Annotated in this window: 20 protein-coding genes; 5 read left to right on the forward strand and 15 right to left on the reverse strand. The window is 66.0% G+C overall.

Going from position 1 to position 19,586, the window contains the following annotated elements:
- Positions 1-41: 41 nt before the first annotated feature.
- Positions 42-761, forward strand: a complete 720-nt coding sequence (locus GT590_RS07585) for a LytTR family DNA-binding domain-containing protein (RefSeq protein ID WP_114516299.1) — start codon at positions 42-44, stop codon at positions 759-761.
- Positions 762-767: 6 nt separating this feature from the next.
- Positions 768-2,177, forward strand: a complete 1,410-nt coding sequence (locus GT590_RS07590; RefSeq protein ID WP_114551500.1) for a sensor histidine kinase — start codon at positions 768-770, stop codon at positions 2,175-2,177.
- A gap of 161 nt (positions 2,178-2,338) precedes the next feature.
- On the opposite strand, the gene GT590_RS07595 is transcribed toward GT590_RS07590, so the two are convergent.
- Complete coding sequence (locus GT590_RS07595; RefSeq protein WP_114551501.1) at positions 2,339-3,223, reverse strand: methionyl aminopeptidase; 885 nt, start codon at positions 3,221-3,223, stop codon at positions 2,339-2,341.
- A 246-nt stretch (positions 3,224-3,469) separates the two neighbouring features.
- Positions 3,470-4,195 (reverse strand): TVP38/TMEM64 family protein, encoded by a 726-nt coding sequence (locus tag GT590_RS07600; RefSeq protein WP_086414832.1) that lies wholly within the window; start codon positions 4,193-4,195, stop codon positions 3,470-3,472.
- Positions 4,196-4,325: 130 nt separating this feature from the next.
- On the opposite strand from GT590_RS07600, the gene GT590_RS07605 reads away from it, so the two are divergent.
- On the forward strand, positions 4,326-5,096 hold the full coding sequence (locus tag GT590_RS07605) for a hypothetical protein (protein WP_086414833.1): 771 nt from the start codon (positions 4,326-4,328) through the stop codon (positions 5,094-5,096).
- A 13-nt stretch (positions 5,097-5,109) separates the two neighbouring features.
- Here the strand turns inward: GT590_RS07605 and GT590_RS07610 are convergent, their stop codons facing one another.
- The 8 genes from GT590_RS07610 to GT590_RS14515 all read right to left on the reverse strand — a co-directional run bounded on the left by GT590_RS07610 (position 5,110) and on the right by GT590_RS14515 (position 13,387).
- Positions 5,110-5,460 (reverse strand): DUF86 domain-containing protein, encoded by a 351-nt coding sequence (locus GT590_RS07610; RefSeq protein ID WP_009305059.1) that lies wholly within the window; start codon positions 5,458-5,460, stop codon positions 5,110-5,112.
- Positions 5,447-5,749 (reverse strand): nucleotidyltransferase family protein, encoded by a 303-nt coding sequence (locus GT590_RS07615; RefSeq protein ID WP_009305060.1) that lies wholly within the window; start codon positions 5,747-5,749, stop codon positions 5,447-5,449. Before GT590_RS07615 ends, GT590_RS07610 begins: the two co-directional genes overlap by 14 nt.
- 147 nt (positions 5,750-5,896) lie before the next feature.
- Positions 5,897-8,335 carry a phenylalanine--tRNA ligase subunit beta gene (pheT, locus tag GT590_RS07620; RefSeq protein ID WP_086414834.1) on the reverse strand — a complete coding sequence of 813 codons (2,439 nt, stop codon included), beginning with the start codon at positions 8,333-8,335 and terminating at the stop codon, positions 5,897-5,899.
- A gap of 227 nt (positions 8,336-8,562) precedes the next feature.
- The gene (gene pheS, locus GT590_RS07625; RefSeq protein WP_343085333.1) at positions 8,563-9,615 is read right to left on the reverse strand and encodes a phenylalanine--tRNA ligase subunit alpha; all 1,053 of its coding nucleotides are present in this window, start codon (positions 9,613-9,615) and stop codon (positions 8,563-8,565) included.
- 442 nt (positions 9,616-10,057) lie between these two features.
- On the reverse strand, positions 10,058-11,227 hold the full coding sequence (locus tag GT590_RS07630; RefSeq protein WP_114551502.1) for a hypothetical protein: 1,170 nt from the start codon (positions 11,225-11,227) through the stop codon (positions 10,058-10,060).
- Positions 11,224-12,336 carry a serine hydrolase gene (locus GT590_RS07635; RefSeq protein ID WP_114551503.1) on the reverse strand — a complete coding sequence of 371 codons (1,113 nt, stop codon included), beginning with the start codon at positions 12,334-12,336 and terminating at the stop codon, positions 11,224-11,226. Before GT590_RS07635 ends, GT590_RS07630 begins: the two co-directional genes overlap by 4 nt.
- Before the next feature lie 191 nt (positions 12,337-12,527).
- Positions 12,528-13,088 carry a hypothetical protein gene (locus GT590_RS07640; RefSeq protein ID WP_147271391.1) on the reverse strand — a complete coding sequence of 187 codons (561 nt, stop codon included), beginning with the start codon at positions 13,086-13,088 and terminating at the stop codon, positions 12,528-12,530.
- Between the two features lie 2 nt (positions 13,089-13,090).
- Positions 13,091-13,387: a helix-turn-helix transcriptional regulator gene (locus tag GT590_RS14515; RefSeq protein WP_229068530.1), complete on the reverse strand. Its 297-nt coding sequence runs from the start codon at positions 13,385-13,387 to the stop codon at positions 13,091-13,093.
- Positions 13,388-13,899: 512 nt separating this feature from the next.
- On the opposite strand from GT590_RS14515, the gene GT590_RS07650 reads away from it, so the two are divergent.
- On the forward strand, positions 13,900-14,541 hold the full coding sequence (locus GT590_RS07650) for a GNAT family N-acetyltransferase (RefSeq protein ID WP_114551505.1): 642 nt from the start codon (positions 13,900-13,902) through the stop codon (positions 14,539-14,541).
- A 10-nt stretch (positions 14,542-14,551) separates the two neighbouring features.
- On the forward strand, positions 14,552-15,493 hold the full coding sequence (locus GT590_RS07655) for a YafY family protein (RefSeq protein ID WP_114551506.1): 942 nt from the start codon (positions 14,552-14,554) through the stop codon (positions 15,491-15,493).
- Here the strand turns inward: GT590_RS07655 and GT590_RS07660 are convergent.
- From GT590_RS07660 to nrfD, 5 genes are all read right to left on the reverse strand, one after another.
- On the reverse strand, positions 15,451-16,134 hold the full coding sequence (locus GT590_RS07660) for a molecular chaperone (protein WP_161170989.1): 684 nt from the start codon (positions 16,132-16,134) through the stop codon (positions 15,451-15,453). The two genes, GT590_RS07655 and GT590_RS07660, sit on opposite strands and share 43 nt — an antisense overlap.
- Positions 16,135-16,136: 2 nt before the next feature.
- Positions 16,137-17,465: a radical SAM protein gene (locus GT590_RS07665; protein ID WP_240129808.1), complete on the reverse strand. Its 1,329-nt coding sequence runs from the start codon at positions 17,463-17,465 to the stop codon at positions 16,137-16,139.
- A complete protein-coding gene (locus GT590_RS07670; protein ID WP_161170994.1) occupies positions 17,425-17,901 on the reverse strand; it encodes a DUF4405 domain-containing protein in 477 nt (158 codons plus the stop codon). Before GT590_RS07670 ends, GT590_RS07665 begins: the two co-directional genes overlap by 41 nt.
- Positions 17,902-17,926: 25 nt before the next feature.
- Complete coding sequence (locus GT590_RS07675; RefSeq protein ID WP_114538229.1) at positions 17,927-18,283, reverse strand: hypothetical protein; 357 nt, start codon at positions 18,281-18,283, stop codon at positions 17,927-17,929.
- 75 nt (positions 18,284-18,358) lie between these two features.
- The gene (nrfD, locus tag GT590_RS07680; protein ID WP_009305072.1) at positions 18,359-19,585 is read right to left on the reverse strand and encodes an NrfD/PsrC family molybdoenzyme membrane anchor subunit; all 1,227 of its coding nucleotides are present in this window, start codon (positions 19,583-19,585) and stop codon (positions 18,359-18,361) included.
- Position 19,586: the final 1 nt, after the last annotated feature.

The following is a 19,586-nucleotide window of genomic DNA, read 5'->3' on the forward strand; positions in this document are numbered from 1 at the left end:
GCGAACCCCTCCCTGCCGGCATGTATCGAAGAAAGAGACCGATGAGAATCGCCATCGTTGACGACTGCGCACCTGATGCCAAAACCCTCGAAGACGCGATCCGTTCCCATCTGGACAAGCGGGGACGCACCTGCGAGATATGCCGTTTCCGCGGTGGCGGCGACCTGTTCGAGACGACCGACGCGCTGGCCTTCGACCTCGTCTTCCTGGACGTCTTCCTGGACGGCGCCAACGGCATCGACATCGCCGAGCGGCTGCGGCGCGAGAACTACCCCGGCCTCATCATCTTCACCACTGTGTCCAGCGAGCACGCCGTGGACGGGTTCCGCGTGCGCGCGTTCCACTACCTGACCAAGCCGTTCACGCCCGACGACATCGCCGCCGCCCTGGACGAGGCCATCGAGCGCCTCGCCGGGGACGAGACCATGCTGCGCATCCACGACGGATCGGCCGTGATCAACGTGCCGCTGTCGCAGGTGCGCTCCATCACCGCCGACGGGCACTACCTGAATCTCAGCACCGCGAACGGGCCGCTGCGCTGGCGCCAGTCGTTCGGCCGGCTGGCCGACATGGTGGCGCCGTACCCGCAGCTGTTCGCCTGCAACCGCGGCATCATGGTGAACCTCGCCCACGTGGACGACCTCACCGACGACGGCTGCTTCCTCATGGACGACGGCTCGAAGCTGCCCGTGCGCCGCTCGTCGCGCGCCGAGGCGCGCAGCCGCTACTTCGACTATCTGTTCAAGCACGCGCGGAGGTAGGCTTCCATGGGAGAGGACGTTGCCGGAGGGGTTCTGTGGTACGTCGTGCGCAACGCGCCCACGTTCCTGGCGATGTTCTTCCTCATGCTGCTGGCCGTGCGCGGACGGCTGCGCTTCTCGCTCGGGGTCACCGTGGGCATGGCGCTGGGCATCGTCGCCGCCGTCAGCCTGGCCTGCGGTATCGGCGTGGCGGTCTTCGCCGGCGAGGAAGGGGTCTGGGCGACCGTTCCCGTGCTGGCCGTCTCGCTGCTGTCGTTGGCCGCGCTGACGAAGCTGCCGTGGGGCAAGCGTCTGTTCGTGTTCTTCAGCGCCGCGACTGCCGCCGCCATCGCCATCCTCGCCTACGACGTGCTGCTACGCACAGTGGCGTTGGAATGGAGCTTCGGGGCGCGGCGCGTGCTGGACGCCGTCGTGTGCTCCGCAGGCCCGCTCGTGCTGGCGCCGCTGTTCGCCCGCACCATCCGCTGGGGCGTCGAGCAGGTGGACGACCCCGCGCTCTGGCGGCGCCTGGCCGCGGTGCCCGCGGGGTTCTTCGTCGCAGCGAACGCGCTGTATATGTTCGCGTACGCGGTGGAGTTCCTGTCGAGCGGCTCGGATGCGCTGTACGCGCTGGCGGTGGGCGTGCTGGCGTTTCTGATGGTGGCGTCGTACCTCATGCTGTTCTCGGCCCTGCGCACCGTCATGGAGAACGCGCGCCTGCGCGAGGCGGCCCAGCTGGAAGAGCTGCAGCACGAGCGCTATCGGAGCCTGCGGCGCACCCTGCGCGACACCGCCAAGGCCCGTCACGACTTCCGCCACCAACTGCTGGTCATCCGATCGTTTGCCGACGAGGACGACGTGCAGGGCCTGCGCGCGTACCTCGACGAGCAGGGTGCCGGCCAGGCGCAGCGCGAGCCGGGCGCCTACGCGCTCAACTTCGCCTTGGACGCCGTGGCCGCGCACTTCGCCGAGCGGGCGCGAGCCTGCGGCGCCGACGTGTCGCTGGCCTTCGCGCTGCCCGAGCGCCTGCCGCTGCCCGAGGCCGATTTCTGCATGGCGATGGCGAACCTGCTGGAGAACGCCGTGGAAGCCTGCGAGCGTACGGAGCGCGGGGAAGGCGGAGCGGGCGGGCGCGGGTCGACAGCGCAGGACGGGGCGCGCCCGCTCTTCGTGGACGCCGAAGCACGGATCGAGGGCAACGCCGTGCTGGTTTCCGTGCGCAACAGCTGCACGCCGTCCGATGCCCGCGCGCTGGCCGCCGCGGCGCCGGACGGCGTGCTGTCGAGCGGCGCGCGCTCGGCTAAGCGGGAGGGCGACGGCATCGGGCTGGCCTCGGTGGCTACGCTGGCGAAGCGCTACCGGGGCGAGGTGCAAGTTGAGATCGACGAGTATGCGGCGACGATCCGCGTGCTGCTGCGCACGGGCGGCGCGCGCTAGCATCCGGAACGCCTGCGGCCGCGCGGGCCGCCCGGAGCAGCCCGCGTGGCGACCCGGTGACGCGCCGTCGCATCATCGCCCGAAAAACACGTTTTCGCCCGCGATTCCGTGTTTTTCGGGCGATGATGCGTTCCGCAGCGCCTTCCGAGACACCGAGTATCCTACCAGCTCAGCAACTCGTAGCCGTCCTCGGTGATGGCTACCTGCACTTCCCACTGAGCGGTGTCGCTGCCGTCGGCGGTGCGCACGGTCCAGCCATTCGGGTCGCTCATGTCGATGGGCGCCTCGCCGGCGTTCACCATGGGCTCGATGGTGAACACGAGGCCCGGCACCAGCACCATGCCCGTCCCCGGTTCCGACACGTGGCTGACGAACGGGTCCTCATGGAAGTCGAACCCGATGCCGTGGCCGCCGAACTCGCGCACCACCGAGAAACCCTGCGCCTTCGCGTACGCGTTCACGGCCGCGCCCACGTCGCCGAGCAACCCCCACGGCTCGATGGCGGCAAGGCCCGCTTCCATGGCCTTCTTCGTCTCGTCCACGAGGCGCGCTCGCTCGGGCGACACCTCGCCGATGCAGAACATGCGCGACGAGTCCGAGTAGTAGCCGTCGAGGATGGTGGAGCAGTCCACGTTCACGATGTCGCCTTCGCGCAGCACGTCGTCCTCGGACGGGATGCCGTGGCACACCACGTCGTTGATGGAGGTGCACACGCTTTTCGGGTAGCCCTCGTAGTTCAAGTCGGCCGGGATGCCGCCGTGCTCCACCGTGTAGTCGTGCACCCAGCGGTCCACCTCCTCGGTGGTCGTGCCCGGCCCGATGCGCTCGGCCACGTAGTCCAGCACCCCGATGTTGACGGCCGCGCTGCGCTTGATGCCCTCGATGTCGGCCGCGCTTTTCAGCGAGGCGCGCTCAGGCAGCTCGAAGCCCTGCTCGTACATGCTCTGCAGGCGCTCGTCGAAATCGAGGTGGCACTTCTTGTACTTCTTGCCGCTGCCGCACCAGCATTCGTCGTTGCGGCCCGGGTTGGTTCGTCCGTCGTACATACGCGTATCCTTTCGTTTTGCCGGCTATTGTACCGCTTGTTAGACATCGCGAACATCGGAAAAGAGGATGAAGATCGGGAGATCGCATCCCACTCTGCCCGTCCCGCCCGCTCCGTGCGCCAGCAAATCCCGCGCCATGCCCCTGGAGGACGTTCAAAATTATGACCAAAACACCTATGGACAAAATGGGGAGTTTTCTCTAGATTCTGAAGACCGTCGCACCGCCCCGCTAAGCGCGTTGACCGCCTACTTCGCCGCACCTCCCGCACCCCCGTCGCGCTGGCGCTTGAAGCGATGGTATGCGAGCGCACCGATCACCACGGCCGCGGCGGTGACGCTGAACACGATGGCGGTCGCCCGCCAATCGCCTGCGGCGGCGAACGACGATCCCAGCGTGATGGCCAGCACCGACGGCAGCCGACCGGCCGTGGTGACAACGGCCAGGTGCACGGGGCGCATGCCGGCGAACGCGGCGAGATAGGCCATGAGATCCTTCGGCAGGCCGGGGATGAAGAACGCCGCGAGAATGGCGAAGTCGAACCTCTGCGCCCCGCGCAAGCGGGCCAGCCACTCGCGGCCCTTTCTCGTGAGGACGAGCTCGAGCACGCGATCGCCGCCGAAGCGCACTACCGCGATGATGGCGAAGCAGCCGACCACGCTGGCGGCAAGGTACACGAACGCGCCCTCCCAGAACCCGAACGCGTAGCCCGCGGCAAGCTCCAGCGGCTCGCTGGGAACGATCACCGTCACCTCTTGCAGAACGACCAGCAGGCCGAACACCACGGGCGCAAGCGGCCCCAAGCGCTCCACCTGCTGCTGAACGCGATGTCCGTCGGTCAGGAAAGCCAGCGCGTCGCGACCGAACAGCAGCGCCAGCACCCCGACGATGCCGGCGAACGCAAGCAGCGCCGCCGCCACGGCCATGCGCCGCTTGCGCAACTCCCTATCCTGCGTGCCTGCCGATTTCGCCATGCCGTTCCTTTCGCCGTACCGCATCCGATTGTCGTACGGCGGCGCCGCGCGCAGGTGTGCGTCCGTTGACGAACCGGTAACGGGATTGCGCTATACTGGGGAAACGGAACCGACGAGGAAAGGATGCCCCATGCGCCAATCCAACCGAGCGTCCCTTCTGACGACTAGCCTCGCCTTCGCGTTCGCGCTCGGTATAGCATCGTTTTCCGGATGCAGCGGGAGCGATCTCCCCGTCGAGCCTGAAACGCACGAACCGCTGGCCGTCATCGACAAGGCCGCACCGGCGTCGAATGCGACCAGTCCCCATGTGCCAGAAACGACCTTCTACGGCGTGAACCCAGCCGACATCGATTCGGCGTACGACCTCGTTCGCTTGCTCTCGCTCGATCCTGAGCACATCCCCGCCACAGTGGAGCGTCTGGGGTTCTCCTACGGCGCAGGTGCGCCCACAGGCGCTTGGGAAAGCACGTCGGCCGATACGCCGCTCTCACCTCCCGGCTCGACAACGCGCATCCTGTTCAGCCTCAACGGCGGCGAGACCACGTCCGATCTCATGCGCGCAGGCAAACGACCAGGCGCCATCACCATGAGCATCACCGCGCCCTATGCCGAACCGCCCGAGGCCGAAGCGGTCGGAGACGCGCTCCTGCAAGCTGCGGGCTTGGCAGACGAGGCATACCGCAACGCAACCGCCAGCGAGAAGTTCGACATGTCCTCAACTGTACGCATCGGGCGGTGCTCCGAGGGAAGCGCCGCAGCAATATGGCAGCTTGCCACGTTCAACGACCGCAACGAGGTGTTCGAGAACACCACCTATTCCTTGACCGTGCTCACGGAGGAAGGCGCGCTTGCGTACGAAAGCGATCAGATGATCGAAGCGCTTGCAATCATGGGGATGTAAGGCAGATACCGCGCTAGTCTTCGAGCAACCGCAGGCACAATTCCCGCAGGGCGGGAATGCTTGTTATAGCTGTTTCCCAAACAATCGCAGGCTTCAATTTTGCATAACCATGGGCGATTCGATTGCGCATGCCATATGCCTGAACCCACATATCCGAAGGATAGAGCTCCTGCAAAGCATCGAGGTATCCGCCTCCGCCGATCAGTTCCCCGATCTGAAATATCGGCATCAGCAAAAGATCGAGATGGTCGTCGTTCAGGCACACGCTTTCTCTGGACATCGAGTAGCGCGCGATTCGGTCGGATACGATATCGCAAAGCGGCACCATGAGTTCGATGCATTCGATCGCTTCAGGATTTCTCATAGATGAGCTTTCTGTCTCGCTCGTAGCGCTCGCGCGCACGCGGGTAAAACGAATCGTCCCCGCACACCACGTCGACCGGCACCCCCAACGCCTCTTCAAGATGGCTGCCGAAGCCTCCAAGGGAAAAGAGCGTGAACCCGTCGTCAGGCTCAATGCACAGATCCACATCAGATGCCGCATCCGCATCGCCGCGCGCGTGCGAACCGAACAGGTACGCTTTCACAACTCCGTAACCAGGAGCAATAGAGCGCACTGCCGAAGCGATGGTATGTTGGTCGAGCACTTTCATGGCATTAGTATACCACCGCCATCGACATGCCGGCCACCCGCCGGCCCCCTGCGTCCCCGTCGTTGCTGGACGGGAACGCAGGAACAGCCCGGGCGAGCCTGCGCTCGGGATGACAACCCGAGCGCCAGCCGCGCCTGAAGGGCGGCCCTACCCGCGGACTTCGGCGCCGGTGGCGCTGGACACCTTCTTGACCAGGCGCTCGTGAGCCTTGTCGACCTCCTCGCTGGTGAGCGTGCGGTCGGCGGCGCGGTACGTGAGCGCGTAGGCCATGGACTTCTTGCCCGCGCCCACGCGCGCCTCGTCGCGGTACACGTCGAACAGGCGCACGTCCTCCAAGAGCTTGCCGCCCGCCGAGGTCATGCACTGCACGAGCTTCTCGTGGGTGACGCCCTCGTCCACGACGAACGCCACGTCCATGGATACGGCCGGGAACGTGGGCACGTCCACGTAGTCGCGCGCGGGGCGCGCCGACTTCGCCAGGGCGTCGACGTCAAGCTCGAACGCCACGACGGGCGCCGTCGCGTCGAAGGCGTCCACGGCCAGCGGGTGCAGCTCGCCCACCCAGCCAAGCTCGGTGCCGCCCGACAGCACCGCGGCCGCGCGGCCGGGCTGCAGGTGCGGAGCCTCGTCGGCCGAGAGCGCCTTGAAGCGCAGCTTCGGCAGCGCCAGCTCGCGCGCGAGGTTCTCGATCGCGCCCTTGCCGTCGAAGAAGTCGAACGCGGCCGGAGCGCTGTTCCAGCCGGCGTCGCCCATGGCGCCCGCCATGACGCCGGCCAGACGGCGGCGCTCCTTCGGCTGCTTCTTGCCTTGCGTCGCGAAGAACACCGCGCCCATCTCGTAGAGCTGCACGTTCTTCACGCCGCGGCTTTGGTTGTAGGCGACGTTGCGCATGAGGCCGGGGACGATGCTCTGGCGCATGACGGACTGGTCGGCGTTCAGCGGGTTGATGAGCTCCACCGGCCGCCCCAGCCCCTCGTGGCTCATGCGCAGGCGGTCGAGGTCGCCCGGCTCGGCGAACGAATAGGTCATCGTCTCGTTGAGGCCGCTCGCGCACATGGTGCGATGGATGATGTCGGACACGTGCTCCAGCTGCGAGCGCGTGCCGTAGCGGCCGCGGCCGCCCGGCAGCGTGGCCGGGATGCGGTCCATGCCCCAGAGGCGCACCACTTCCTCGTACAGGTCGATCTCGCGCTCCAGGTCGGGGCGGAACGTCGGCGCCGTCACGGACAGCACGTCGGCGTCGTCGGCATCGGACACCTCGCAGCCCAGGCGGCTGAGGATGTCGACGACCTCCTCGCGCGGGATCTCGGCGCCCATCATCGCGCAGAAGCGCGGCACGCGGAACTTCAGGTCGACGGGCTCGGTCTTCTCCAGCCACACGTCCACCATGCCGGGGCACACCGTGCCGCCCGACACCTCGGCGATGAGCGCGGCCGCCATATCGGCGTTGAGGGCCACCGGGTTGTCGTCCACCCCGCGCTCGTAGCGCATGGACGATTCGCTGATCAGGCCCAGGTTGCGGCTCGTGCGGCTGGTGTGCGCGCGGTCGAACGCGGCGGCCTCCAGCAGCACCGTGGTGGTAGCCTCGGTGACCTCGGTCTCGAGGCCGCCCATGACGCCGGCCAGCGCCACGGCGCGCTCGGGCGTGGCGATGACGGTCATGTCGGGCACGAGCTGGCGGTCCTCGCCGTCGAGCGTGGTGAACTGCTCGCCCTCGGCCGCCGGGCGCACCACGATGTGCACCTTGCCGTCCGCGCCTGCCAGCTTGTCGAAGTCGAACGCGTGCAGCGGCTGGCCCAGCAGGAACAGGATGTAGTTCGTCACGTCCACGATGTTGTTGATGGAGCGGGCACCCGCGGCCGCCACGCGCTCGGCCAGCCAGTCGGGGCTCGGGCCCACCTGCACGTCCTTGATGACGCGCGCCGTGTAGCGGCAGCAGCGGGACGCGTCGGCGATTTCCACGCTCACCTGGTCGGCCGCAGGGGTCGCGTCGGCGTCCTCCACGAGGTCGATCTGCGGATACGTCACGTCGGTGCGGTACATCGCGCCCACCTCGCGCGCCATGCCCGCCATGCTGAGGCAGTCGGGGCGGTTCGGCGTGACCTCGAGGTCGAGCACCGTGTCGGACAGCTTGAGGTAGTCGGCAATGGGCATGCCCACGGGCGCGTCCTCGGGCAGGATCCAGATGCCCTCGTGGTTGCTGCCCATGCCCAGCTCGCGCTGCGAGCAGCACATGCCGCAGCTGGTGACGCCGCGCAGCTTGGACTTCCTGATCTTGAAGTCGCCGGGCAGCACCGCGCCGATGGTGGCCACCGGCACCTTGATCCCCTGTGCGATGTTCGGCGCGCCGCACACGATCTGAACCGGCTCGCCCGCACCTACGTCCACGGTGACCACGTGCATGTGGTCGCTGTCGGGATGCTGCTCGCACGTCTCCACGTAGCCCACGACCACGCCGTCGAACGCGTCGCCCGTCTTCTCGATCGCTTCCACCCCTGTGCCCGTCAAATCGAGCCGGTCGCAAAACGCCTTCACGTCCGAAGGCACGTCCACATACTCAGACAACCATTTCAAAGAAACCTTCATCAGCTCTTCCTCTTTTCCACCAAGCCCCCGTCTGACTGAACCCCTCGACCCGATACAGCCGAGGGCGCAGACGCAGCGCAGCAACGTTAATAGTGCGAAGGGTCGGCGGGCGGTGCCCACCAAGCGAGTTTCCCCTTCGGGGACTTGCTCGGCTTTGCCTCGCGGCGCCGCAGCGCAGCGAGGACTGTTTGAGCGACTGGGCGCCGCCCGCCGACCCGCCAGAAACCCTAGAACTGCCGCAAGAAGCGCATGTCGCCTTCGACCAGCATGCGCAGGTCGGGCACGTTGTACTTCAGGCAGGCGATGCGCTCCACCCCCATGCCGAACGCGAAGCCCGAATACTTCTCCGGGTCGATGCCCGACATGGACAGCACGTTCGGGTCCACCATGCCGCAGCCGAGGATCTCCAGCCAGCCGGTGCCCTTGCAGAAGCGGCAGCCTTCGCCGTGGCAGATGCCGCAGCTCACGTCCACTTCGGCCGACGGCTCCGTGAACGGGAAGTAGTGGGCGCGGAACCGCGTCTTGCGCTCCTCGCCGAACATCTGCTTGCACAGGTAGTCGAGCGTGCCCTTGAGGTCGCCGAACGTGATGCCCTCGTCCACCACGAGGCCCTCGATCTGCGTGAACTGGGGCAGGTGGGACGGGTCGGCCACGTCGCGGCGGTACACCTTGCCGGGCGCGATCACGTAGATGGGAAGCTCGTTGTCCTCCATCGCGTGCACCTGCACGCCGGAGGTCTGGGTGCGCAGCAGCACGTCGGACTCGCCGCGCACGGCCGCCTGCGCGCCGGAAAGGTCGCGCACGTAGAACGTGTCGGCCAGGCTGCGGCTGGGGTGGTCGGCCGGGGCGTTCAACGCCTCGAAGTTGTAGTAGTCGGTCTCCACCTCGGGGCCCGTGGCCACCGTGTAGCCCAGGCCGAGGAAGATCTCGGAGATCTCGTCGGTGATGCGGTTGATGAGGTGGCGCGTGCCCACCTGCTGCGAGCGACCCGGCAGCGTCACGTCCACGGCGGCCGCGTCGATGGCGGCGGCCAGCTCGGTTGCGGCCAGCTCCTCCTTGCGCGCGGCCAGCGCGCCTTCGACGGCGGCGCGCACCTCGTTCGCCGTCTTGCCCACGGCGGCGCGCTCCTCCTTCGCGATCTGCCCCATCTGGCGCAGGTACCCGGTCAGCGTGCCCGCCTTGCCCAGCACGCCGATGCGCACCTGCTCGAGCGCCGCGGTGTCGGCCGCCTGCGCGATCTGCGCGATGGTCTGCTCGCGCAGCGCCTCCAGTTCCTCCACGATTGCCATTCTGCCGTCCCTTTCCGTCTCTCGCCCCGCGCCGCCCGCCCGGCGGCGCACATGAAAAAGAGCCTTCTCTCGTCCTTGCTCCTGAGGGCATGCGCCCAAAGTCCAAGGACGAGAGAAGGCTCTCGCGGTACCACCTCGGTTGACGGCCGCTGTGCGGGCCGCCCGCTCGTTCGCTCTGTGACGGGAGCCCCCGGCGCATCCTACTTAGCGTCTCGCGGGGCGGCGACCAGGGTCGCGCCTCTGCGTCCGCGTTCAAACGCGCTGCTCGGAAGGGAATCGTCGCGCTTGCTGCCCGGGAGCTTTCAGCCGGTGGCACCCGTCTCTGCCGGCAGCCGCGTTGCGCGGCGCTGTCTTCGTCATCGCATGTAACGATGCAGTTTAGCACATGAGCGCACGCCGTGCGGGAAATTCCACAAGGACGCGTCGCGGCGTTCTACAGGAAGCGGTAGTTGACCGTGCGCAGACCCCAGTCGAGGCACGACGAGAAGCCGAAGGCCTTCCATACGCCGGGCTGCAGGTCGAGAGATCGGCTGCCCCCGCCCATGCCACCGCAATCGTTTACGGTGGCCAGCACGGTTTGCCCGTTGTAAGAGATCTCGACGGTGCGGCCGAAATACGAGCGGAAGTTCGGCCACGACATCGGGATGGCCACGCCCATGGAGTTGTCGTCGCACACCGACCCGTTCGCCGTGGTGCCGGGGTTCGGCGTGTACGGATCGGTGGAACCGCCGTACGCGGACGCGATGCCGGTCGACCAGCTGATGCCGGGATCGGGCGTCGGCTCGGGAGCGGGTTCGGGCGAAGGCGCTGGTGTCGGCGCCGGAGGATCCGGATCGGGGTTCGGCTGGACCGGGGTGTTGGAATCGACCACGTCCTCGCGGCCGATGGTATCCGCATTCTCGTCGATGACCGGCCCGGTGGCGCCATCGGCAGCCGCCAGCTCCTCGGCCTTCTGCCTGAGCGCTTCCAAACGCGCGGCCTGGTCGCTTTGGGCGTTCGACAGCTTGGAGCTCGCCTCGGACAGCACGGTTTCGGCTTCCGCGCGCTTCGCTTCCAGCTCTTCGAGCTTCTTCTCCTGCTCGTCTTTCTGGAAGTTCAGGTCGTCGATGAGCTTCTCGTACTTCGCCGAGCGCTCTTTTTGCGCGTCCACCTCGTCGGCGTGGAACTGCATGATCGAATCGAGATAGGTGAGATTGCGTATGAGGTCGCTGAAGCTTCGCGCCTCCAGCACCATGGTCACGAGCGATTGCGACGCTCCCCCGTTGGTGTACTCGTGCACCGCCGTCTTCCCGAGAGCCGCGCGGCCTTCGATGACCGCCTGCTGGGCATCCATGGCCTGGGCCGATATCTCGTCGACGCGCGCTTGCAGCTCCTCGACGTCCTGCTTGAGGGCGTCGTAGTCGCCCGCGATGCTTTCCATATGCGCCTCGGCGTCGTCGAGCGTGGCCTGCGCATCGTCGACGGCCCTCTGCGCCTCTTCCGCTTCGTCTGCCCAGGCGCGCGAGAAGACCCCGCCGCCGAAAACGGTTCCGCCCGAACACAGAGCAAGCGCCAGAACTCCCGCGAGCATCGCGTTCGGTATGCTCCAACGTGCGGATCTCATGCTACGCCTCCTTCGAACAGCAGGCGATCGTGCGCCGCCCCCAACGCGGACGCAAGATCGACGATCAGGTGCTCGTTGTCGGTGAAGTATTCGTCATCGTAATCGGCGTCGGACATGATGGCGATTACGTAAACATCAGTATCGGTGACCACGAGGCCAGCATCGTTGAGCGCGCCCATGTCGTACCAGGGCGTATCGATCTCGTAGCCGGGCTTCGACAAAACACGACGGCCCTCGCCCAAAGCCGTGCGCAGAAACGACACGTCGGTCTGCTGCAGCACGTCGGCGAGCCACGGCGCGTTGCCCTGGCCTTCGGCCACGTAGGCGCCGACGTTCAGCCACATCTTCGCCAAGTCGCGCGGCGTGTAGTAGGGGTACCATTCGCCTTGCCAAGAAGCGGCGTCCACGTCGGCCGCGGCGCACCAAGCCTGGAAATCGTTCTGATCGAAGCGTTCGCGCAACAGCCCGTAACCGGTGTTGTCGGAATGCACGATGGTGTTGGCCATGACGGTTTGCAGGTCGTAGCGATCTATGTCGTCCGACGACATGATTCCGGTACCGTCAAGGATGACGTCTTCGACCACCTCTTCATCAAGAGAGGCTCGGCCGCCGTCCACCATATCCTGCGACGCGAAAGCCACGAACGGCGCCTTGACCGTGCTGGCAGAGAAGAACCATTGATCGGCGTTGTACCCCACACCCTCGTGCGTGGTCAGGTCGTACATGACAAAGCCCACCTCGTAACCCGCATCGTGGTATGCGGCGATGGCGCCTTCCACATCGGAGATCTCGTCGGAGGACAGGGTGCGCGCGATGCCGGTCACCGAATTGAACAGGTTCACGTCTTCAGTGCCCGATGCGGCGTCGAGCGCTGTGCGCGCATCTTCGGCGACGGCGCGCGGGTCGACGACATCCCCGGATTGCGCTTGCGAGGCCGCAGCCTGTCCCGTCTGCGCAGTCGCTTCGGGGAGCGCGGCAACCACCTCGTCGGCCACGGCAATGGGATCCTCGGGTCGGGCGGCGCTCGCAGCCATCGCGCACGCGCCGATGGCCAACACCGCCACGGCACCCACGATCACGCCCGCGACGAGGGCCGGTCGATGCTTCAACCGATGTTTGATCGTTTTGAGAACCTTTGCCACAACAGCCTTTCCGGCGACTCCGCCCCATCGCTTCGAGCTTTCCGGGTCTTTCCGTCTGTGCAGTATTCCCTAACGAACAGGAGTATACAAGTACGCAACGGCCAAACAACATAGGAGCGCCACGGGGTCGTGCTAGTCGGAAGAGGCGCGCGAAAGGGCTATTCGCCTAAACGCATGTCAAGCTGCTTGCGGCGGCTTTGCGCCGTCTTGAAGCCCGTCCAGAAGAGAAACATGAGCATCAGGAACATCGCGACCGCGACAAACACGCCTTGGAAAGCTGCAGCCCACCACATGATCCCATCCGCTCCCAGTATCTGAAACTCAGCCAATACGCGGATAGCCGGAGTAAATATGCCGACGATCACGCTAACGAAACACGACCTGAATGCGTAGTAACCTATGGGGAATATTTCAGCCTCGGCAAAACGACCGTTGTCAGTAAACCCTTTGCGGCATTGCAAGACGATGCAGACGATGGCCGTCAACAGGACCCAGCCGTACAGAAACAGGTCGCTCGAAGCGATTACGACCTGTCCCGTGCCGGTGGCCATCACATCTCGCATATACGTCGCCTGCTTGAGCGCGCTACCGTAGTACATATACAGTACAAGCCCGATCGAAAGCATGATGAACCCGACCTTGTAGATGCGATTCGTCTCGGCCTCGACGCGCTCGTCCTTCGGGCCGCGGTACGCCTCCCAATGTTGAATCAGCTTCATGATCACTCGCTTTCTTCCCAAAAAAGGTCGTCGAGGGTGCATCCCAGCGTTTTGCAGATGGCGATGCACAGCTTGAGCGTGGGATTGTAGCCGCCGGCTTCGATGAGGCCGATGGTCTGGCGGGTGGCACCAACCGCCGCGGCCAGGTCGGCCTGAGACAGATCGGCGGCCACGCGAGCGGCCTTCATGCGCAGATTCTTCCCCGTTTCGGCGGGGGCGGTCGACGACGCGCCCGTAACCGGCGCAACGCCGGCCCTACGTCCGATGCTGCCGGAGGCCGCCCACGATACAGCGCTCATCTTGATCGTTTCCCTTTCGCGAATCCACTCGTTCTTTTCCATAACTATACGATCTATCTAACATAATGTCAAATATATATTGCATTTCGCGAAAGAGTTGCAGCAAGGAGATCCACCGGGAACCCAATCATGGCCGTTCGACCCACGGATGAAACCTCTATGCTGCAAAATCGAGTTTTTGGCAGTCGACCCCCCTTGCAACGATGGTTTCGTCACCGCGAGAAAAACGTGATCTGGGGTTTTGTCCGAACCTTTTTCGATGGAGAGCGCCCAGCGTGCCAAAACCTCGATTCTGCAGCATATAGATGAGCGAAATCGTGCCAGCGGGGCCAGCAGGCGAACAGGGCGCAGCCATCCTTCTCCGAAGCACGCTCGACACAGGTTCGATCGGAAGCCTCGAACGCGCCAAACGAGGGCGCGGACGCCGGTTGCATGCTCGTGGTAGTATGGGGACGCGGTTCTGCCCAGACCGTGCGCACCGCCTTCCCTTCCGGTACGAAAGGATCGAACCGATGGACTTCTCCCCTTGTGCGACCAGCGCGAACGTACGGATCGCGGCGCGCGGCGACGCGGAAGCCATGCGCGCGGTGTACACGCCGTACGTCGAGACGCCCGTCACCTTCGACACCGTCGCGCCCTCGCGCGCCGAATTCACCGCGCGCATGGCCGACGCGATGGTCGACTATCCGTGCCTCGTCCTCGAGCAGGACGGGCGCGTCGTCGGGTTCGCGTACGCACACGCCCAAGCCAGCCGGGCGGCCTATCGGTGGAATGCGGAGCTCTCGGTGTACCTCGAACAAGGCGCGACCGGGGGCGGCCGGGGGCGCACGCTGTACGACGCGCTGCTGAAACTGCTGCGCGCGCAGGGCGTGAAAAGCGCGTACGGCCTGGTAACCGTGCCGAACGAGGCAAGCGAGCGTCTGCACGCCGGCTGCGGGTTCCAGCGTTGCTGGGTGCAATCGTACGCCGGCTGGAAGGCGGGTTCGTGGCACGACGTGACCTGGTACGTGAAAGAGCTCGCCCCCTTCGACGACGACCCGGCGGATCCCGTTCCGTTCGGCGAACTGGCTCGTACGCGCCCCGACTTCGTGCAGCAGGTGCTTGACGAAGCGAACGCCGCGCTGGAAGCCAACGCCCCGACCGACTGTGCGTAAGGACGAAGCCATGCAGCCTCAACGTCTGTTCGAGATCGTCTACCTGCTGATGGATCGCGGCACCGCCACCACGGGCGAGCTGGCGCGCAAGCTGGAGGTGTTCGAGCGTACCGTGCGCCGCGACGTCGACGCGCTGTCGGCCGCGGGCGTGCCGGTGTACATGACGCGCGGCAAAGGCGGCGGCGTGCACCTCATGGACGGCTACGTGCTGGACCGCTCGGTGCTGAGCGAGCGGGAACAGGACGACATCATGGCCGCGCTCTCCGCGCTCAACCGCACCGGGGCCAGCGACGATGCGAGCGACGAGACGGCCGTGCGCCTCGGCCGCCTGTTCCAGCGCGAGAACGTGAACTGGCTGGACATGGACTTCTCGTTCTGGGGCGCGCCGCCGAACTACCGCGCCGCGTTCGACACCATCCGCGACGCCGCCATCGGGCGGCACCCGCTGTCGTTCGTCTACTTCGACGCCGAGGGCAACCGCACCGAGCGCACCGTGGAGCCCGCCCAGCTCATGTTCAAGGAATCGTCGTGGTACCTGCGCGCATGGTGCCGCGAGCGGGATGCATGGCGCATGTTCAAGCTGTTCCGCATCGACTGGGAAACGCTGGATGTGCTGCCGGAAACGTTCGAAGCGCGCGAGCTGCCTGCACTTGATGAAGGCGGGCACATGAAAGGCGACGACGTGCTGGTGATGCGCTTCGCCGCGCAGGCCGAGTCGCGCGTCCGCGAGGAGTTCGCGCCCGAGACGATAGCGCGCGAGGCCGACGGCAGCTGGCTCGTGACCCTTACCTGCGACATCACCGAACGCACGCGCTACTATCTGCTGTCGTTCGGCCCTCTGCTGGAAGTGCTCGAGCCGCCCGACGTCCGCGCCTGGCTGCTCAAGCACGCCGAAGCCGTGGCGCGCACTTACGCTTCCGACGGCCAGTCGGCCAGCAGCGCCCCCAAGTAGGCCGCCGCCGCGCGGTAGAAGGGATGGCGCGCCTCGGCGGCCAGGCGCTCGGCGAACGCGGGCATCCAGGCTTGGGCGTGCCCGGAGAGGAACCGCCCGTAGGCGGCGGCCGGGCCGCCGCCGGGGAGGTCGGCGTCGGCCGGGGCGCCCTCGGAAGCCGGGGCGCCGGCCGCGCGCAGGGCCAGGTGCTCGAGGAGCTCGCATTCCGTGGCGACGTGGTCGAGGGGCTCGTTGGTGCCCTCGGGGCGGCCGAGGCCGCAGGACCTCATGAAGCGCTCGACCTCCATGGAGCGGGGGTTCACGAACAGAAGCGGCTGCACCCCGTCGGCCTCGGCGGCCCACACGCCCTCGTAGGGCGAGCAGGCTGGCCCGGGCGCCCCGACGAACAGGCGCGTGGCCTCGGGTCGCAGGGCGTGCAGGAGCGCGTCGGCACCAGCAGGACCCGCGGTGTCGCAGCCGCCCTCGCCCGCCGCCGCGGGGACCTCCGCGGGCAGGCCCAGCGCGGCCAGGATCTCCCCTGCCGCCTCGTCCCACTCGCCGCCCGCCGCGGCTCCGGCCAGCTCCGCGCCCGGGTAGCGCAGGCTCAGCGCCGCGAGCTCCCAGGCGGCGGCACGGGTTTGCCAGAGCTCATCAACAGTCATCGTCATTCGCCTTTCAAGGGTTCCAGTTTCAGCTCGCGAACGATGAAGCCATCCGCGGTTTCTTCCAGCACGTTGATCGATCGACACAATACGACGGGCAGTGCTTGCACGATAGGGATGTGGCGCGGATGGAAGGCCAGGCTAAGGCCTTCGTCCTCAAGCGAGAACGCGCCGACGCCGCACGCCTCCAGCGCGCGCCGCGCCAGGGAGACGTCGCCGTCGAACACTTTCACCGTTTTCAGGAAGAAATCATGCGGATCGCGCTCGTACACTCCCGCATCGACGGAGCAAGCGCCGTTTTGAACGCAGATCTGATCGCGATGCTTGTTCTCGAGCGAGCAGTAATGCACGCTAAGGGACAACCCCTCGTCAAGCGCGTACTCCAACAACTCCAAGCACAAGAGCTCGCTGCCCGCCAGCGGCAGACCGCCTGCGTAGCCGTAGTCGTACAGCACGGGAAACGGCGGGTTCTTCACCGAAAAGCCGCGGCGCTCGAACTCGTCCCAAGCTCCCATGGGGTAGCAGAACTCAAGAAGGTTGATGCCGAACGCGCCGACTTGATCAAGACGATCCAGCAGACGACGCATCGCCTTGCCCGTGCCCGGTATCACGGGCATCTCCACCATCACCTGCGAGATGAAGCGCTTCGCACGGGCAAGCACGTCGACGGCGTCATCGATGATCTCATCGGCGCGATCGACGTCGAGAACGTCCAGCTTGATGCTCATGCGCAGCTCGTCAAGCCCGGCATCGCGCAAGCGATCGAGCAGCGGTTCGTCAAGGAAATCGCCGGCGGTGTACAACCTGATATGGGCACGCGGAAAGCGCTGGCGAACGTAAGCGCAGAACGCCACGGACTCGTCGGCATGGAGCAAGGGTTCGCCCCCCGTCAACCCTACATGGGTGACCTCGCCGCCGCACGCATCGGCGAACGCATCGACCTCGTCGCGCCACGCATTGTTCACGCGCAGACGATCGGCGTAGTCGGCCTGGTTGGCGTTGAAGCAGAAATAGCAAGATCGATTGCATGCAAGCGACAGGAAGAACGTCTTGCTCCCCCGCCCTCCCGTGCAGGCCACGCACGCCGACGACAGGTTGCCGCAGACGACGCCGGCATCGCCGTTGCGGAACTGCGCGCCCTTCTCCCGCAGCCGATCCTTCGCCGCACGGACCACATCCGCATCCGCATCGCGCGGCGCGATGCGGATGCCCCAATCGGCAAGCCGAGCAAGATAATCAGCTTCGATGGCGGCATATTCGTCAAGCCACGCGCGCAGCGTGGGCCTCGCCTCAAACAGATCGGCGCTCATCGTCGAAACCTCCGTCGTCATGCGCGGCGGCCTTTGCAACGCCGCGCCGTTTCAGCAGATTGTACAGCGAACCCGCATGCACGGCCATATGCACGAGAAGAAGCGCGAACAGCGCCTTCGCCGCCGCGGCATGCAGAGGCGACCACGTATAATACCCCTCGGCATACAGGCCGAACGCCTGCAGCACCGCGCCCGACATGCCCAATCCCGACACGAAGACGGTCGAGAGCGCCACGAGCAACGCGGCATCGAGCGCCAAACGCCCGCAGCTCCGCAGACGCGCCCCGCGGGCGCATCGCGGAAGGGCGCGCGCGACCCGATCGACATGCTGCGCGCAATGGACGAAAACGGGCGCCAGCAAGGCCAAACCAAACCATTCGTGCGCAGGCACGCCCGTCAACGAGGGAAGCGCTGCAAGCGCATAAGTCAGAAACGCCGAGAAATCAACAACGAGCATCCGCTTCACCAGGTCACTTCCCCTCTTAAAGCTTTCGCACGATCAGAACAAGCAGCCCGACGAGCACGACCGGCGCCAAGATCCAGAGGTTCAAGCTGGCATCGGACGCGCGGCGATAGCGCGTCGCCAGCGTATCCCACGCATGACACTCGACGCTGGCGCAGCCCGCCTCGGGACAGGCCATCTCGTGCACGCCATCCGGCTCGGGCACATCGCCGAAACCATGGCACGACCCCGACGCGCACCCGACGACCGGGCAAGGCGAGTGGGGCTCGATAGGCCGGGGAAGCCCCACCGCCGGACTCGCAGCCGCAACAGCCCCGAACACGACGACCCCCGCGAAAAAGAACGTCGCCAAGGTGATGATCGCTTTCCTCAGCATCTCGTTCGCCACCCCTCCATGTCGCACGGCGGGGCGCCCGATGGTTCAGGCGCCCCGCCGAAAAACGGATCGTATCTAGTGCGAACGCTCAGTCGGCTTCAACGGGAGGAACTTGAGGCCCAGCAGCAACATGAGCGCGCCCAGCCCGAAAACGCCCAGCACGACGCCGAATTCGAGCATCGACGGAAAGTACACCATCGATCCGCCTGCGCTCTGCAGAGCCGCACCCGCATCCGTAAGAGCCGGACCGGACACGACGGCGGGCATATCGAGGTTCGGGATCTGGAAGCCGCCCACCAGCAGCTGCACGCGCTTGCAAAAGATGCCCACGATGGCCAGCACCGCTGCGATCACGATAAGCGGGTTCGTGCGCAGCTTCGGCACGAAGGCGATGACCGCCGTGGCGGCGCACCCGACGACCTCGATCCAGAAGAAAGGAGCGAGCGGACCCGTGGTCAGCATGGCGACGACCTCCGCCCCCGATCCGGCCGGGAAGCCCTCGGTCAGCAAGTCGCAACCGAAGAAGTATAAATCCACCATCACGAACACCCCGAGGAGCTTGAGCATCTTGACGACGTGCTCCTGCGCGAGCTCCAGGTAACCAGCCTTGCGCAGCGCGATGACCACGACGAGCACGAGCGCCACGCCGCACACCAGAGCCGACGACACGAACCAGGGGCCCAGAAGCGCAGTATGCCACATCTCGCGACCCTGCTGCAAACCGAAGATCCAAGCGGTGACCGAGTGAACGAGCACGGCGCACACCAGAGCGATGGCGGACACCACGCGCAAGGCAGCGGCAGAGCCCTTGCCGCCCTCGAAGCGCAGCATAGCCCACAAATACACGATGGACAGGATCAGGTACGTGCCCAGCACGATGATGTCCCACATCAAAGGCGAGCCGAGATTGGAGTACACGAACAGCTCCCAAAGGCGCAGCGGCTGGCCGAGGTCGATCACGACGAAGCCGATCGCCAGCACCGTGCAGCAGATGGAGGTCCACACGGCGATCTTCGACACGCCGCCGAAACCCTCCATGCCGAACACGCGCGGAGCGCTCGAGATGATAAGGCCGCCGGCGGACAGACCGACGAGGAACATGAACATCGTGATGTAAAGCCCCCACGAGTCCAGATTGCGCATGTTGGTGTTCACCATGCCGCTGGTCAGCTGAAATGCCCACAAAGCCAAACCGCCGACGGTGAGAATGGCCGCCACCACGATGGCGACAGCAACCCCTTTGCCGCCGAATCCGGCAGCGGAAACCTTGGCGGACTTCTCCGCCGATACGTTCTCAGACATG

Source organism: Eggerthella sp. BIOML-A1 (assembly GCF_009875595.1).
Classification (GTDB): Bacteria; Actinomycetota; Coriobacteriia; order Coriobacteriales; family Eggerthellaceae; genus Eggerthella; species Eggerthella lenta.

Bases quoted from the DNA above. Each gene is read 5' to 3' on its own strand.
- GT590_RS07605 (WP_086414833.1), top strand. From the start codon at position 4,326: ATGCGCCAATCCAACCGAGCGTCCCTTCTGACGACTAGCCTCGCCTTC.
- GT590_RS07615 (WP_009305060.1), bottom strand. From the start codon at position 5,749: ATGAAAGTGCTCGACCAACATACCATCGCTTCGGCAGTGCGCTCTATT.
- GT590_RS07670 (WP_161170994.1), bottom strand. From the start codon at position 17,901: ATGCTCGTTGTTGATTTCTCGGCGTTTCTGACTTATGCGCTTGCAGCG.
- GT590_RS07655 (WP_114551506.1), top strand. From the start codon at position 14,552: ATGCAGCCTCAACGTCTGTTCGAGATCGTCTACCTGCTGATGGATCGC.
- nrfD (WP_009305072.1), bottom strand. From the start codon at position 19,585: ATGTCTGAGAACGTATCGGCGGAGAAGTCCGCCAAGGTTTCCGCTGCC.
- GT590_RS07610 (WP_009305059.1), bottom strand. From the start codon at position 5,460: ATGAGAAATCCTGAAGCGATCGAATGCATCGAACTCATGGTGCCGCTT.
- GT590_RS07675 (WP_114538229.1), bottom strand. From the start codon at position 18,283: ATGCTGAGGAAAGCGATCATCACCTTGGCGACGTTCTTTTTCGCGGGG.
- GT590_RS07660 (WP_161170989.1), bottom strand. From the start codon at position 16,134: ATGACTGTTGATGAGCTCTGGCAAACCCGTGCCGCCGCCTGGGAGCTC.
- GT590_RS14515 (WP_229068530.1), bottom strand. From the start codon at position 13,387: ATGAGCGCTGTATCGTGGGCGGCCTCCGGCAGCATCGGACGTAGGGCC.
- GT590_RS07585 (WP_114516299.1), top strand. From the start codon at position 42: ATGAGAATCGCCATCGTTGACGACTGCGCACCTGATGCCAAAACCCTC.
- GT590_RS07590 (WP_114551500.1), top strand. From the start codon at position 768: ATGGGAGAGGACGTTGCCGGAGGGGTTCTGTGGTACGTCGTGCGCAAC.
- GT590_RS07595 (WP_114551501.1), bottom strand. From the start codon at position 3,223: ATGTACGACGGACGAACCAACCCGGGCCGCAACGACGAATGCTGGTGC.
- GT590_RS07630 (WP_114551502.1), bottom strand. From the start codon at position 11,227: ATGAGATCCGCACGTTGGAGCATACCGAACGCGATGCTCGCGGGAGTT.
- GT590_RS07640 (WP_147271391.1), bottom strand. From the start codon at position 13,088: ATGAAGCTGATTCAACATTGGGAGGCGTACCGCGGCCCGAAGGACGAG.
- GT590_RS07650 (WP_114551505.1), top strand. From the start codon at position 13,900: ATGGACTTCTCCCCTTGTGCGACCAGCGCGAACGTACGGATCGCGGCG.
- GT590_RS07600 (WP_086414832.1), bottom strand. From the start codon at position 4,195: ATGGCGAAATCGGCAGGCACGCAGGATAGGGAGTTGCGCAAGCGGCGC.
- GT590_RS07665 (WP_240129808.1), bottom strand. From the start codon at position 17,465: ATGACGACGGAGGTTTCGACGATGAGCGCCGATCTGTTTGAGGCGAGG.
- pheT (WP_086414834.1), bottom strand. From the start codon at position 8,335: ATGAAGGTTTCTTTGAAATGGTTGTCTGAGTATGTGGACGTGCCTTCG.